The sequence below is a fragment of the Thioalkalivibrio sp. AKL19 genome (genome assembly GCF_000420165.1).
Classification (GTDB): Bacteria; Pseudomonadota; Gammaproteobacteria; order Ectothiorhodospirales; family Ectothiorhodospiraceae; genus Thioalkalivibrio.
In genome coordinates this window covers 407,885-419,877 of the sequence record NZ_ATUK01000010.1, presented here as the reverse complement: position 1 = coordinate 419,877, position 11,993 = coordinate 407,885, and the positions used below count along the sequence as shown (strand labels likewise).

The window sequence follows — 11,993 nt, the reverse complement described above, 5'->3', positions numbered from 1 at the left end:
CCCGGGGCCCCAAGGGCGATGTACATCTTATACAATATCTGTACAATCTTTGTAAATGGTGGCAAACGAAAGTTCCCGGGTTTCCAATACGGGTGCGGGCCGACGCGAAACAGGCGCAAGGGAGAAGCGGATCGTGAGCACGAATGAAAAACCAGCAGCCGGGGTCCCCGAGTGGCCGGCGGAGGTCCGCGAGGCTTTGGTCACCCACGAGATCGTGGGGATCACCTCCGGGCTTTCCGACTTCCGTGATGCCGAGGCGCTGTTGCAAGCAACGGCCCCCGGACGCTGGCAGCGGCTCGAGTGGGGCATGGGATCAGCGCACAACCGCGAGCAGTTCCACGCGCTGCAACAGGCCACCGGTGCCTCGGTGCTGCCCCTGTTCATCTCGCGCGAGGGCGTGATCGGCGGGCTTCCGGAACTGCGCGAGTACCTGGGTCACCGGGCCTTGCAGGCGCGCGGCGACGGGCCGCGACCGGACGCGCCGTCGCCCGCGCTGCAGGTCCTCGGATTCGGCGGCCTGCTACCCTTTGCGTTCCTCGGGATGGGCGCCTGGATGGCCCAGCCCGAATGGCAGGCTTTCGCGCTGGAGGCCCTGGCGCTCTATGGTGCGGTGATCCTGTCGTTCCTGGGGGCGATCCACTGGGGGATCTACCTGGCGGATCGGCAGCATCGGGTGGGGCCGCTCTCGGCCCCGGTCTGGGCGGTGGTGCCGTCCATCCTGGCCTGGCTGGCTGTGCTGCAGCCGCTGCCGGAGGCCCTGATGACCCTGACGGTGCTGTTCCTCGGGGTGCTGTGGGTGGACCGGCTGAGCCTGCAGCGCAGGGCGCTGCCGCGCGGGTATCTGGGCCTGCGCCTGATACTGACGGCCGGGGCAATGCTGGCGCTGGCCTCCGGTTTCGCGGTCACGCTGGCGGCCTGACCGGGCTGGCTGTCGAACCCGGGTGCCCGGACAGAGGAAAACGCAAGAATGAGTGAACACAAGGACTCGACCATGGACGCAGACGCCCGTACGGCCGACGAGCCGACGGCCACCGAACCCGCGGGTCAGCCTCTGGCGGCCCCGGAGCAGCTCGCCGAACGTTACCGCGACATCCTCGCCGGGCTGGGCGAGAATCCGCAGCGCGAGGGTCTTCTGGATACGCCGATGCGCGCCGCCAAGGCGATGCAGTACCTGACCCGCGGCTATCACCAGGACCTGGATAACATCGTGAACGGGGCGCTGTTCTCGTCGGACAACGACGAGATGGTGCTGCTGCGCGACATCGAGCTGTATTCCCTGTGCGAGCACCACCTGCTGCCGATTATCGGCAAGGTGCATGTCGCCTATCTGCCCAACGGGAAGGTGATCGGGCTGTCGAAGATCGCACGCATCGTGGACATGTTCGCCGCGCGGCTGCAGATCCAGGAGAGCCTGACACGCCAGATCGCCGAGGCCCTGATGGAGGTGACGAACGCCAAGGGCGTGGGCGTGGTAGTGGATGCCAAGCACATGTGCATGACCATGCGCGGGGTGGAGAAGCAGCACTCGTCGATGGCGACGTCCGTGATGCTGGGCGCCTTCCGCGAGGATGGCCGCACCCGGCGCGAGTTCCTCAACCTGATCGGTGGTACCGGCAGCTGAACCGCAGGCGCCGCACAAAAAAATGGCCCGGCGCGAACGCCGGGCCAAAGATCGTCCGGACACCCGTGTGATGGAGGGTTTGCGTCCGAACGGCGGATCATCGGCTGCCGTTGCCACGAGCCAATGATTTCCGCTACTTGTACAAGTGGACAGGGACGATGGAAACAGGTTCCTGCCACCCGCCAAAAGAATGCGGTTTCCGTCACATTTCTTCGCCCCGTCCCCCGGAGTCGCGATGCGCGGTCTTGAACAGATCCCCTGGCTGTACGACGGACTGATGGCCGGCGCCGAGTTGCTGGGCCTGCGCCGCTGGCGACGGCGCCTGGTCGAGGGTGTGCAGGGCCGCGTGCTGGAGGTCGGCTGCGGTACGGGGCGTGACCTGCCGCTGTACGTGGAACCGGCGCGGGTCATCGGCATGGATCCGGACCTGGCGGCCCTGCGCCGGGCGCGCCGCAAGTGCCCGTCCGTCCCATTGGTGGTGGCGCGTGCCGAGGCCCTGCCGTTTGCGGACGGCGCATTCGACACCGTGATCTCCGGTCTGGTGTTTTGCAGCGTGCAGGACCCGCCGCGGGCCCTGGACGAGGTGCGTCGGGTGCTGGACGAGGCGGGCGAGCTGCGCATGCTGGAGCACGTGCGCCACACCCGGCCGCTGCTGGCGTGCGCCCAGGACCGCGTGCAGCCGGCCTGGACCTGCATCACCGGCGGCTGCCACCCGAACCGCGATACCGAGGCCGCGGTCGAGCAGGCCGGGTTCTGCATCGAGCCGGAGGGCCGCGTCGCGCGGGGCGTGATGCGGCGCTTCGCCGCGCGGGTCTGCCGTGCGCCCGCGGATGCGTCCGGGCGTAACGCCGGGGACGGGGGCTGAAGGACAAGGGCCTCTTTGCACCACGAAGGGCACGAAGAGACGAAGAAGGGCAAGGGCGGGTTGCACCGCAGAGGGCACGCAGAAAAGCGGGGACCGGGGACGCGCTGCGCGCTGGATTCCTCCGGGGAGAAGCCGTTCCGAAAAAAATTCGCTTCAAGGGCTCAAGTCTGAAGGGATGCAGCCGTCACCGGAGGCAGGCCCGGTCCTGTCGGGAACGCGACGGGCCTGCAAACTCAGAACTGTGGAGTACCACGATGGACGCAAGCGCGATTGCCGCGATGGCCACGCAGGGAAGCCAGCAGCAGCTGGCGATGCAGAAGGATGTGGCCGTGCAGAAGAAGGCGATGGAGTCGCAGGAGATGGCCGCTCAGTCGATGCTGCAGGCAATGCCCGACATCGGCGAGATGCAGGCCGCCACGCAGGGTCTGCCGGAAAACGTCGGTACCAACATCAATACCAAGGCCTGACACTCCGCAGACCTACCGTTCAGGAAAGGCCCGGTGCGTTCGCACCCGGGCCTTTCTCGTGTCTGGATCGGCCCCTTTCTGGACTTTCTCTGTGTCCTCCGTGCCCTCTGTGGTTACACGCCCTTGCCCTTCTTCGTGTGCTTCGTGGTGAACCGATTCAGGCGCCCGGCCGTTACTGGCGCTGGGCCTCGAACTCGATGATCAGTTCGACCTCGTCACCGACGATATCGCGGGTCAGACCGTAGGTCATGCCGAAGTCCGAACGATTGAAGCTGCCGCGCATCGACGCGCCCAGGACATAGGGCCGGCCGAACAGGCCGCCGAGCGGGAACGGGTAGCGCCCGACCTTGTTGATGGTCACGTCGAGGTGGATGGTGCGGGTCTCGCCCAGCAGTTCCAGCCCGCCGCTCAGGCGCCCGGTGTTTTCGCCGGTGGGCTGGTAGCGCGTGGCGGTGAAGCGCATCTCCGGGTACGCCTCGACGTGCAGGAAATCCTCGTTGCGCAGGTGGTCGTCGCGCTCGGCGTGATTGGTGAACACGCTGTCCGTTTGCACAACGAAGAAGCCGCCCTCCAGCTCGCCTGAGTCCGGGTCGAAGGTGAACTCGCCCTCGGCCTCCAGGAACATGCCCATGACCTTGGCGTAGCCGGCATGATCGACCAGGAAGCCGACTGCGAAGTGGTCGGGGTCGATGACCCAGCGGTCGGCATCGGCCAGGGCGGCAGCGGGCAGGGCGAAGGCCACGGTCATCAGACCGGCCAGGAGCGCGGAGCGCAGACGGGTGGCGAAGCGGTTGTTGCGGGCGTCAGTCATGACACACCTCCGGTCGGTGGCGGTACAGCCAGTGGATATCCACGGCAAAGGACAGGCCGAGGGCCAGCAGCCCGGCCAGGGCGATGGTGATGGCGGCAACGGCGGGCAGTCCGGGGATCAGCACCAGCAACAGCACCACGGTTTGCAGCACGCAGACGGCCTGACGGCGCCGGCTGGGCGGCAACGCCGCGGCCAGCCAGGGCAGGGGCCATGCGGCCAGGACGAAGGCGTAGCGCATCAGCCCGATCAGGATCACCCAGGGGCCAACCGCGGTGATCTGCCAGACGAGGATCGAAAGCGCCAGGATCATGGCCGCGTCGACTTCCATGTCGAAGCGGGCACCGAAGGCCGAGGCGCTTTGGGTTCGGCGCGCGACGGCCCCATCCAGGCCGTCGAGCACGAGCGCCAGGCCCGCCAGGCTCATCACCCAGAGTGCGAGCACGGGGTCGCCGGGCACCGGGGCCGCGACAATCAGGCCACCCAGCGGGGCCGTCAGGGCAGCGCGCAGGAGCGTGACCCGGTTGGCCGGCCCGGGTCCGCGCCTGGTAGGCGCTGGACGGTCCGGCGGCGTGCGCAGGACGAGGATGGCGCCGAGCAGCAGCCACAGTGCGACGAAGCCCGCTGCGGCCGGGAGAGCGGGCTCCGTGTGCCACAGCAGTGCAGCGGTCACCGCCAGCCCCAGCAGGCCGGCGATCAGCCAGTCGGCCGCCCAGACGCGAAGGCCGGTCTGGATGCACGACGGGGCGAGCTTGGCGGAGGAAGAATCCATGCAGGGATTGTAGCGCTCCGGTGGCGATGATCGGGCGGGACCGTCAGGGAACGACGGCCCTGGCCAATGCGACCATGCGGCGCGCCCGGAGTTGCCGCTTGTTGCGCGCTTCGCCCACACTGCGTGGATGATGACCTGTCTCCGCACCCCGTGCCCGGGGCGTTCCCGGTGAACGCCCCCGCCTCCGAGCAGGCGTTCTGGGTAACCGGCCCGGGCGCGGGCGAGCTGCGCCCGGAGGTGTTGGCGGAGCCGGGTCCGGGCGAGGTGCGGGTGCGCACGCAGTTCTCGGCGATCAGCCGCGGGACGGAGTCGCTGGTGTTCCATGGCCGGGTGCCGGAGAGCCAGTATCAGGCGATGCGTGCGCCGTTCCAGGCGGGCGACTTTCCCTGGCCGGTGAAGTACGGCTACATCAGCGTCGGAATGGTCGAGGCGGGCGGCGCGGCGGAAGGTCTGGTGGGACGGCGGATTTTCTGTCTGCATCCGCATCAGAGCGCGTTTGTCGTGCCTGCGGCCGCGGTCGTGCCGATCCCGGATGCCGTGCCCTCGGAACGCGCGGTGCTGGCGGCCAACATGGAGACGGCGATCAACGCGGTCTGGGACCTGCAGCCCGGCCCCGGGGATCGCCTCGCGGTGATCGGGGCCGGGGTGGTTGGCCTGCTGACGGCCTGGCTGCTCAGGTCCATCCCCGGAACCGAGGTTGTCCTGATCGATCCCAACCCCCAACGCGAGCCGGTCGCGACAGCGCTGGGGCTGGCGATCCGCACGCCGGAGGCGGCGCGGGAGAATCCGGGGCTGCAGGGGCTTGACGCAGTGGTGCACGCGAGCGGCAACCCGGCCGGGCTGGAACAGGCCCTGGCGCTGGCCGGGGTCGAGGCGCGGGTGGTGGAGATGAGCTGGTACGGCGACCAGCCGGTGCCGGCGCCGCTGGGCGAGGCCTTTCACTCGCGACGGCTGACGCTGCGCAGTTCCCAGGTCGGGCGCATCCCGCCGGAGCGCGCGGCGCGCTGGGACTATCACCGCCGCCTGGTACTGGCGCTTTCGCTGCTGGACGATCCGGCGCTGGATGCCCTGATCACCGGTGAGGACGCCTTTGCCGATCTGCCGGCGGTGATGGCGCGTGTCGCCGGCCCGGAGGCCGCGCGGACCCTTTGCCACCGCATTCACTATTGATCATTCCTAACGGGGAAGCACCCGATGTACAGCCTGAACGTCCGTGACCATTTCATGATCGCCCACAGCTTTGCCGGCGAGACCTTCGGCCCGGCCCAGAAGCTCCACGGCGCGACGTACGTGGTCGACGTCACCTTCCGCCGCCGGGCGCTGGATGCCGACGGGCTGGTGGTGGATATCGGCCGCGCCAGCGAGGTGGTGAAGGCGGTCCTGGCGGATTTGAACTACCAGAACCTGGACGTGCGCGAGGAGTTTCGCGGCCAGAATACGACCACCGAGTTCCTGGCGCACGAGCTGCACCAGCGCGTGGCGCGCGCCATCCATGCGGGCGAGCTGGGCGAGTCGGCGCGCGAGCTGGATGCGGTGTGCGTGACCCTGAACGAGTCGCACGTGGCCTGGGCCAGCTACGAGGCAGCGCCCTGAGCGGAATGCGCGAGCTGGTGCTGGTGGTGCCGGGTTCGCTGGAGCAGCGAACCGGAGGCTACCGCTACGACGCACGCATGGTCGCGGGCCTGCGGGCACGCGGCTGGTCGGTATCGGTGGGCGAGCTGGACGGGGCTTTTCCCGGCCCCGACCCGGCGGCCGAGTCGGCGCTGAACACGGCACTGGTGGGGTGTCCCGACCGCGGTGCCGTGCTGCTGGATGGGCTGGCGGCCGGCGCCTTTCCAGAAGTGCTGGCCCACCATGCAGCCCGGCTGCGGCTGATCTATCTCCTGCACCACCCGCTGGGGCTGGAGACCGGTCTGGAGCCGGCGCGCGCCGAGGACCTGCTGGCGCGGGAACGCGCGGCACTGGGCCAGGTACATGGGGTGGTGGCCACCAGTGCCTACACGGCCGACCAGGCCGCCGCGTGGGGCGTGCCCCCCGGGCGGTTGAAGGCCGTGCCTCCGGGGATCGAACGCTGGCCGCAAGCCACCGGGCCTGCGCCCGGCGAACCACCGCTGCTGCTTTGTGTCGGTTCGGTCGTGCCGCGCAAGGGCCAGCTCGAACTGGTGCAGGCCCTGGCGCGGCTCGGGTCGAGGGACTGGCGGGCGGTGCTGGTCGGGTCGTCCGTGCGGGACCCGGCGTATGCGCGTCGGGTCGAGGCGGCGATTGTCACGGCCGGGCTGGCCGACCGGATCGAATGGGCCGGCGAGTGCGACGACGCGGCGCTGGAAGCGTGGTTCGAGGGGGCCTCGGTATTCGTGCTGCCGAGCACCTACGAAGGCTACGGGATGGCCTATACCGAGGCCATGGCCCGGGGCGTTCCGGTGATCGGGACCACCGGCGGCGCGATCCCCGGTACGGTTCCGGAAGCGGCCGGCCGGTTGGTACCGCCGGGCGATATCGAGGCGCTTGCGGATGCCGTCGCGGGCCTGCTGGACGATCCGACGGTTCGCGAGCGGATGGGGTGGGCCGCCCGGGAGGCCATGACCCGGCGCCCGGACTGGTCCACAGCAGTGGACGCCCTGGAGCAGACCCTGGAGGCCTGGCTGCCGTGACGGAAAGCTTCGACGCCGACTGGCTGGCGCTGCGCGAGCCGGCCGACCACGCCGCGCGGCGGGATGCCCTGGTCACAACCTTGCGTGCGGGGCTGGCCGGGCGCGCCGGGGCGGAACCGCTGGAGGTGACCGACCTGGGCAGCGGGACCGGCTCCAACCTGCGCTATCTCGCCCCGCGCCTGCCGGTCCCGCAACACTGGCGGCTGGTGGACCACGATGCCGCGTTGCTCCGGCGCGCGGTCGCGCCGGTTGGCGGGGTCGAGGTTGAACGTTGGGTCGGCGACCTGGCCGCGGACCCGGGAGCGGCGCTTCCGCCGAAGGCGTCGCTGGTCACCGGCGCCGCCTTGCTGGATCTGGTGTCGGAGCAGTGGCTGGCGCGTTTGCTGGCGGCCTGTGCCGATCAGGCCGCCATGGTCCTGTTCGCGCTGAGCTTCGACGGCCGGATTCGCTGGTCGGACTCGCACCCGCTGGATGCCGAACTGGAGGACGCGGTCAATCGGCATCAGCGCTCGGACAAGGGCTTTGGCCCGGCCCTGGGGCCGACGGCCGCGGCGGCTTGCGCGGCACGGCTCGAGGCGCTCGGGTACCAGGTCGAGAGTTGCACCAGCGACTGGCGAATCGACGTGGATCAGACGGCGCTGGGCGCGGCACTGATCCACGGGTGGGTGGGCGCGGCCAGCGAGATGGTCCCGGAACGGGCGGCGGAGCTTCGCGCCTGGGGCGTGGCGCGTGCCGAAGCGCTTGCTCGGGGCGAGGTGGAGCTGACGGTGGGGCATCGGGACGTGCTGGGATGGCCGTGAACGTGGTTTTGTTGTCCGCGGCGTACCCGTTTCCCTGGACGTCGAACCTGTGCAGGATAGAATCGGACAGGGACAACCGGAAAAGGTGAGGCATGGAACAGGCAGACAAGAAGCAGAGAAGTTTCCTTAATCGCTGGTGGATCCTGATCGTGATCGTGCTGTGGCTGATCGCCTGGTCGGCCCGCGACGTGCTGGCCCCCAGCGTGGAAGCAGTGCCGGAGGATGAAGACGTCGAGGCGGTGGCCGTGGCGGAGGATGATCCGGCGGAAGCCGAGGCGCGCACTGGCGTGAGCCCGCCGCGCGAGGGCCGCCTGTCGGAGGGCGACATGGATCCCATGACCGGTGAGGCCTACGAACGCGACGAAGGCGACGACATGCATCGGCCGATCCCGGATCCGCGGGAACAGCCGCGTACGACGGCCTCCGGCGAGCCGGTGAGCGAGGAACAGGTCGCCCGCCAAGTGCAGGAGGCGCTGGAGGCTGGACGCGCCGCCTACTGGAACGAAGGGCCCGAAGCCGCGGCCGTGATCCTGCGTACCGCGCTGGAGAGCATCCCGGCGAACTCGTCGCAGCGCGCCGATCTCTACGGCGAACTGGGCAATGCCCTGCATGCCGCGGGCGATGTCCGGGGCGCGATGCGGGCCTGGGACAGCGCGCTGGACTTGCTGCCGGCGGGCGAGCGCCGCGTGATGGTGGAGCGCCTGGCGCCCGTGTATGACCGCAACCATCGGGACGGGGCACGTCACCTGCGGCAGTACCGCTAAGACGGATCACAGGCCGGAGTGAACGTAAAAGGCCCCGGAGGCGATGCCTCCGGGGCCTTTTTTGTGTGGAGCCTGGTTTCTTCCGGGATTCAGACGAGCTGGTAGCGATGCAGCTTGCGCCACAGGGTGCTGCGATCCATGCCGAGGGAGCGGGCGGTCTGCGAGCGGTTGCCGGCATGGGCGACGAGGGCTTCGCGCAGGCGCCGCGCCTCGGGATGCTCGCTGGCCTGGGTGTCGGGGGCCCCGTGGCTGCGGGAACCATTCGGTCCGGCACCGCCGGCGCTGTCCCGGTGATGGTCATGGGTATGCGGCGCTTGGATCGTGTCGGCCGTGTGGGCGTCCACCCGCATCGGTTCGGGCAGCGGGAAGTCATCCACCTGCCCATCGCGGGCGTGCAGGGTCAGGCATTCGAAGACGTTTTCCAGTTCGCGGAAGTTGCCCGGCCAGGGGTATTCCCGCAGCTTCTCCTTCAGGTGCGCGGCGATGCGGATGCCGTGATGCACCTCGTAGTCCTGCAGGTTGGCCGCCAGATCATGGGGGCGCTCGCGCAATGGCGGGATCTCCACGGTCGCGACCGCGAGCCGGTAGAACAGGTCGGTACGGAACTCGCCGGCCTCGACGCGGCTGCGCAGGTCCTGGTTGGAGGCGGCCAGGATGCGGACATCCACCTGCCGGGTGGTGTTCTCCCCGACTCGTTCGAAGGCCCCGTCCTGGACCGCACGCAGCAGCTTGGCCTGCAGGCGCTGGCTCATCTCGCCGATCTCGTCGAGGAACAAGGTCCCGCCGTCGGCGGCCTCGAAGCGGCCGATCCGGTCGCTGACCGCGCCGGAAAAGGCCCCGCGGGCGTGGCCGAAGAGTTCCGATTCCAGCAGTTCCTCGGGGATGGCCGCGCAGTTGATCTCCACGAACGGGGCATGGGCGCGGCGGCTGGTCTGGTGAATGGCCCGGGCCAGGCGCGTCTTGCCGGTGCCGGATTCGCCCAGCAGCATCACGCGCACGTCGCTGCCGGCCACGCGCCGTGCGAATTGCAGCGTGGGTCGGCAGTGGGCGTCGTGGGAGTGGAAGTGGCTGTCGTCGAGCCCGTCCCGGCCATCCTCGTGCACGGTCTCTACTGCGGTGGTGCGCCGGCGCTGGGGCTGCAGGGTGATCAGTCGCAGCGCGCGCGAGTCGTCGTTCAGGCGCAGGGGCTGGCTGATGACCTCCAGCGGGAGGGTCTCGCCCTCGAGTTCGGCCATCAGGGAGAAGTGCAGGGCGTGCAAGGTATTGCGGGCGTCGGCTTCGTCGTCGCCGGCCGCGATGGCGGCCTCCCTGAGATACGCGTCGAGATTCAGCGGGCCCAGCTGGTCCAGGGTGAGACGGGTGTCCGGTGGAATTTGCAGGGTCTGGTGAAAGGCCGGGTTGGCGAACAGCACGCGGCCCCGGGTATCGCTGATGAGGTGTGGATCCCGACTGTGTCGGATGCAGATCTCGGCCAGCTCGGTTGTGGTCATCCCGCCTCCTTGTCCTTGTTTTGGGGCTGGCGGAAACGCCCGGACGTTGCAACACCCAAAACGGTCTGCAACACCCGGACATGCCCCGCTTCGCCTTTCCCTGCCTCGGTTATAGCGCGAAATGGGGGTGTTGCAACAGGCATGAAGGGTATATCGGTAAATAAGTATTAAGTGATTGTTTTATAAGAATGTCACAATACTGGCATATACGTTGCTTGTAGTCGGGCATGAGTTCATCTACATATTGGGTAATGGATACCCACCGCGGTTTTCAGCCGGCTGACCCTGGTCGCCGGATCGGCCTCGTCGCCAATTTCCCCGGCGTCCGGGCGACTGCGGTCCATTCCCTGCCCTCGGTCCCGTGTGCGCAGGTGCGCCGGGTGCGAGCGCCTTCTCTCATCGCGACATTCGGCGCGAGGTAGGACGATCATGCTTGCTCGAGTTTCCCGAAGCCTCATGGCTGGAACCCTTCTCGGCGCCGCGCTGGCCCTGCCGCTGCTCGCCGCGCCGGTGGCTCATGCCGCCGGCCCCGTTATCACGGTGGAGCCGGACCGCGCGGCCACGCAGACCGTCAGCGGCACCGTGGTTCCTTATCGCGAGGTCACTCTGACCGCGCAGTCGTCCGGGCGCGTGGTGGACGTGGCCGGTGCCGAGGGCGACCGCTTCGAGCAGGGCGCGGTGCTGGTGGCCATCAGTGACGACCGGCTGCGTGCCCAGCGCCAGGCGGCCGAGGCCGAGATGCGCACCGCCGAGGCGGCGATCCGCGAGGCGCAGATGCAGTACGGCCGCGAGATGATCTCGCCGCAGTCGCGCAACATCGGCCAGATGCCCGGCATGGGTGTGCCGTCGATGTTCGACCAGATGTTTACCCAGCCAATGGGCCAGTTCATGGGCATGGGCGATCCCGCGCTGGACCGCCGGACCGATCTCTATTCCCGTTACATCGGCGTGGACCAGGCGCAGGCGCGCTGGGAACAGGCCCGGGCCCGGGTGGCGGAGCTGGATGCGGCGATTCGCGACACCCGCTCCGAGGCGCCCTTCGATGGCCTGGTGATGCACAAGCACGTGGAACAGGGTGACACCGTCCAGCCAGGGCAGCCGCTGGTGAGCTTCGGGCATGTCGAATTCCTGCGTGTCGAGGCCCAGGTGCCGGTGCGGCTGGTGAGTGGGATGCAGGAAGACGACTACGTGCAGGTGCGCCTGGATACCGGTGACGAGGTGGAGGCACGGGTCGCCCGGATCTTCCCCCTGGCCGATCCGCAGCGCCATACCGTGACCGTCAAGTTCGACCTGCCCCAGGGCGTGCGCGGTGGACCGGGCATGCATGCCGCGGTGTATCTGCCGCAGGCCGAGTCCTCCAGTAACCGGGTTGTGGTACCGCGTTCGGCCCTGATCCCGGGGGGCGCCCTGCCACGGGTCGCCGTGCTGGACGGGGAGGGGCACGTGCGGGTGCGCATGGTGCGCCTGGGCGGTTCGCGCGGCGACCAGGTGGTGGTGACCTCCGGCCTGGAGCCGGGCATGCAGATCCTGGCCCGGCCGGGGGCGGGGGTACGCTCCGGTCAGCCGATCGGGGGCCGCTCGCCGGATGCAGGGACGGGTCGCCGGGACGGTGACGCCGATCCGTGGAGCCGAATGTAGGGATTCATGCCCGGCCGAACGCCGGGCTTCACCGCACCGGTTGCCGCCCCTGGCAGGCGCACCGGTCGCAGGGCGCCGACCAACCCGGTGCCCGGGACGCCAGACTGACAACAGGAC

Annotated in this window: 13 protein-coding genes; 10 read left to right on the top strand and 3 right to left on the bottom strand. The window is 69.1% G+C overall.

Annotation, left to right across the window (positions count from 1 at the left end):
* The first annotated feature begins 133 nt into the window (after positions 1–133).
* From F817_RS0103840 to F817_RS0103825, 4 genes are all read left to right on the top strand, one after another.
* On the top strand, positions 134–919 hold the full coding sequence (locus F817_RS0103840; RefSeq protein ID WP_024326414.1) for a DUF3429 domain-containing protein: 786 nt from the start codon (positions 134–136) through the stop codon (positions 917–919).
* 48 nt (positions 920–967) lie between these two features.
* Positions 968–1,621, top strand: coding sequence for a GTP cyclohydrolase I FolE (gene folE, locus F817_RS0103835; protein WP_024326413.1), 654 nt, complete (start codon positions 968–970; stop codon positions 1,619–1,621).
* A 235-nt stretch (positions 1,622–1,856) separates the two neighbouring features.
* Positions 1,857–2,486, top strand: a complete 630-nt coding sequence (locus F817_RS0103830; protein WP_024326412.1) for a class I SAM-dependent methyltransferase — start codon at positions 1,857–1,859, stop codon at positions 2,484–2,486.
* Positions 2,487–2,740: 254 nt separating this feature from the next.
* Positions 2,741–2,953 carry a YjfB family protein gene (locus F817_RS0103825; RefSeq protein WP_024326411.1) on the top strand — a complete coding sequence of 71 codons (213 nt, stop codon included), beginning with the start codon at positions 2,741–2,743 and terminating at the stop codon, positions 2,951–2,953.
* A gap of 172 nt (positions 2,954–3,125) precedes the next feature.
* Here the strand turns inward: F817_RS0103825 and F817_RS0103820 are convergent, their stop codons facing one another.
* A complete protein-coding gene (locus F817_RS0103820) occupies positions 3,126–3,764 on the bottom strand; it encodes a YceI family protein (RefSeq protein WP_024326410.1) in 639 nt (212 codons plus the stop codon).
* Positions 3,757–4,533, bottom strand: coding sequence for a CDP-alcohol phosphatidyltransferase family protein (locus tag F817_RS0103815; protein ID WP_024326409.1), 777 nt, complete (start codon positions 4,531–4,533; stop codon positions 3,757–3,759). The genes F817_RS0103820 and F817_RS0103815 overlap by 8 nt, the downstream gene beginning before the upstream one ends.
* A gap of 168 nt (positions 4,534–4,701) precedes the next feature.
* Between F817_RS0103815 and F817_RS0103810 the strand changes: the two genes are divergently transcribed.
* The 5 genes from F817_RS0103810 (at position 4,702) to F817_RS0103790 (ending at position 8,748) form a co-directional block, all read left to right on the top strand.
* The gene (locus F817_RS0103810) at positions 4,702–5,703 is read left to right on the top strand and encodes a zinc-binding alcohol dehydrogenase (protein ID WP_024326408.1); all 1,002 of its coding nucleotides are present in this window, start codon (positions 4,702–4,704) and stop codon (positions 5,701–5,703) included.
* Between the two features lie 24 nt (positions 5,704–5,727).
* On the top strand, positions 5,728–6,126 hold the full coding sequence (locus tag F817_RS0103805) for a 6-carboxytetrahydropterin synthase (protein ID WP_024326407.1): 399 nt from the start codon (positions 5,728–5,730) through the stop codon (positions 6,124–6,126).
* A gap of 5 nt (positions 6,127–6,131) precedes the next feature.
* Complete coding sequence (locus F817_RS0103800) at positions 6,132–7,184, top strand: glycosyltransferase family 4 protein (RefSeq protein WP_024326406.1); 1,053 nt, start codon at positions 6,132–6,134, stop codon at positions 7,182–7,184.
* Positions 7,181–7,984, top strand: coding sequence for a class I SAM-dependent methyltransferase (locus tag F817_RS0103795; RefSeq protein WP_024326405.1), 804 nt, complete (start codon positions 7,181–7,183; stop codon positions 7,982–7,984). Before F817_RS0103800 ends, F817_RS0103795 begins: the two co-directional genes overlap by 4 nt.
* A 92-nt stretch (positions 7,985–8,076) precedes the next feature.
* Entirely contained in the window at positions 8,077–8,748 is a 672-nt protein-coding gene (locus tag F817_RS0103790) for a hypothetical protein (RefSeq protein ID WP_024326404.1), read from the top strand.
* Positions 8,749–8,837: 89 nt separating this feature from the next.
* On the opposite strand, the gene F817_RS0103785 is transcribed toward F817_RS0103790, so the two are convergent.
* Entirely contained in the window at positions 8,838–10,238 is a 1,401-nt protein-coding gene (locus F817_RS0103785) for a sigma-54-dependent Fis family transcriptional regulator (protein ID WP_024326403.1), read from the bottom strand.
* A 429-nt stretch (positions 10,239–10,667) separates the two neighbouring features.
* Between F817_RS0103785 and F817_RS0103780 the strand changes: the two genes are divergently transcribed.
* Positions 10,668–11,876: an efflux RND transporter periplasmic adaptor subunit gene (locus tag F817_RS0103780; RefSeq protein WP_024326402.1), complete on the top strand. Its 1,209-nt coding sequence runs from the start codon at positions 10,668–10,670 to the stop codon at positions 11,874–11,876.
* Positions 11,877–11,993 lie beyond the last annotated feature (117 nt).

What these genes read in the sequence shown, in the direction of transcription:
- F817_RS0103780 (WP_024326402.1), top strand. Translation starts at nt 10,668, where the DNA reads ATGCTTGCTCGAGTTTCCCGAAGCCTCATGGCTGGAACCCTTCTCGGC.
- F817_RS0103815 (WP_024326409.1), bottom strand. Translation starts at nt 4,533, where the DNA reads ATGGATTCTTCCTCCGCCAAGCTCGCCCCGTCGTGCATCCAGACCGGC.
- F817_RS0103805 (WP_024326407.1), top strand. Translation starts at nt 5,728, where the DNA reads ATGTACAGCCTGAACGTCCGTGACCATTTCATGATCGCCCACAGCTTT.
- folE (WP_024326413.1), top strand. Translation starts at nt 968, where the DNA reads ATGAGTGAACACAAGGACTCGACCATGGACGCAGACGCCCGTACGGCC.
- F817_RS0103830 (WP_024326412.1), top strand. Translation starts at nt 1,857, where the DNA reads ATGCGCGGTCTTGAACAGATCCCCTGGCTGTACGACGGACTGATGGCC.
- F817_RS0103800 (WP_024326406.1), top strand. Translation starts at nt 6,132, where the DNA reads ATGCGCGAGCTGGTGCTGGTGGTGCCGGGTTCGCTGGAGCAGCGAACC.
- F817_RS0103820 (WP_024326410.1), bottom strand. Translation starts at nt 3,764, where the DNA reads ATGACTGACGCCCGCAACAACCGCTTCGCCACCCGTCTGCGCTCCGCG.
- F817_RS0103825 (WP_024326411.1), top strand. Translation starts at nt 2,741, where the DNA reads ATGGACGCAAGCGCGATTGCCGCGATGGCCACGCAGGGAAGCCAGCAG.
- F817_RS0103785 (WP_024326403.1), bottom strand. Translation starts at nt 10,238, where the DNA reads ATGACCACAACCGAGCTGGCCGAGATCTGCATCCGACACAGTCGGGAT.
- F817_RS0103790 (WP_024326404.1), top strand. Translation starts at nt 8,077, where the DNA reads ATGGAACAGGCAGACAAGAAGCAGAGAAGTTTCCTTAATCGCTGGTGG.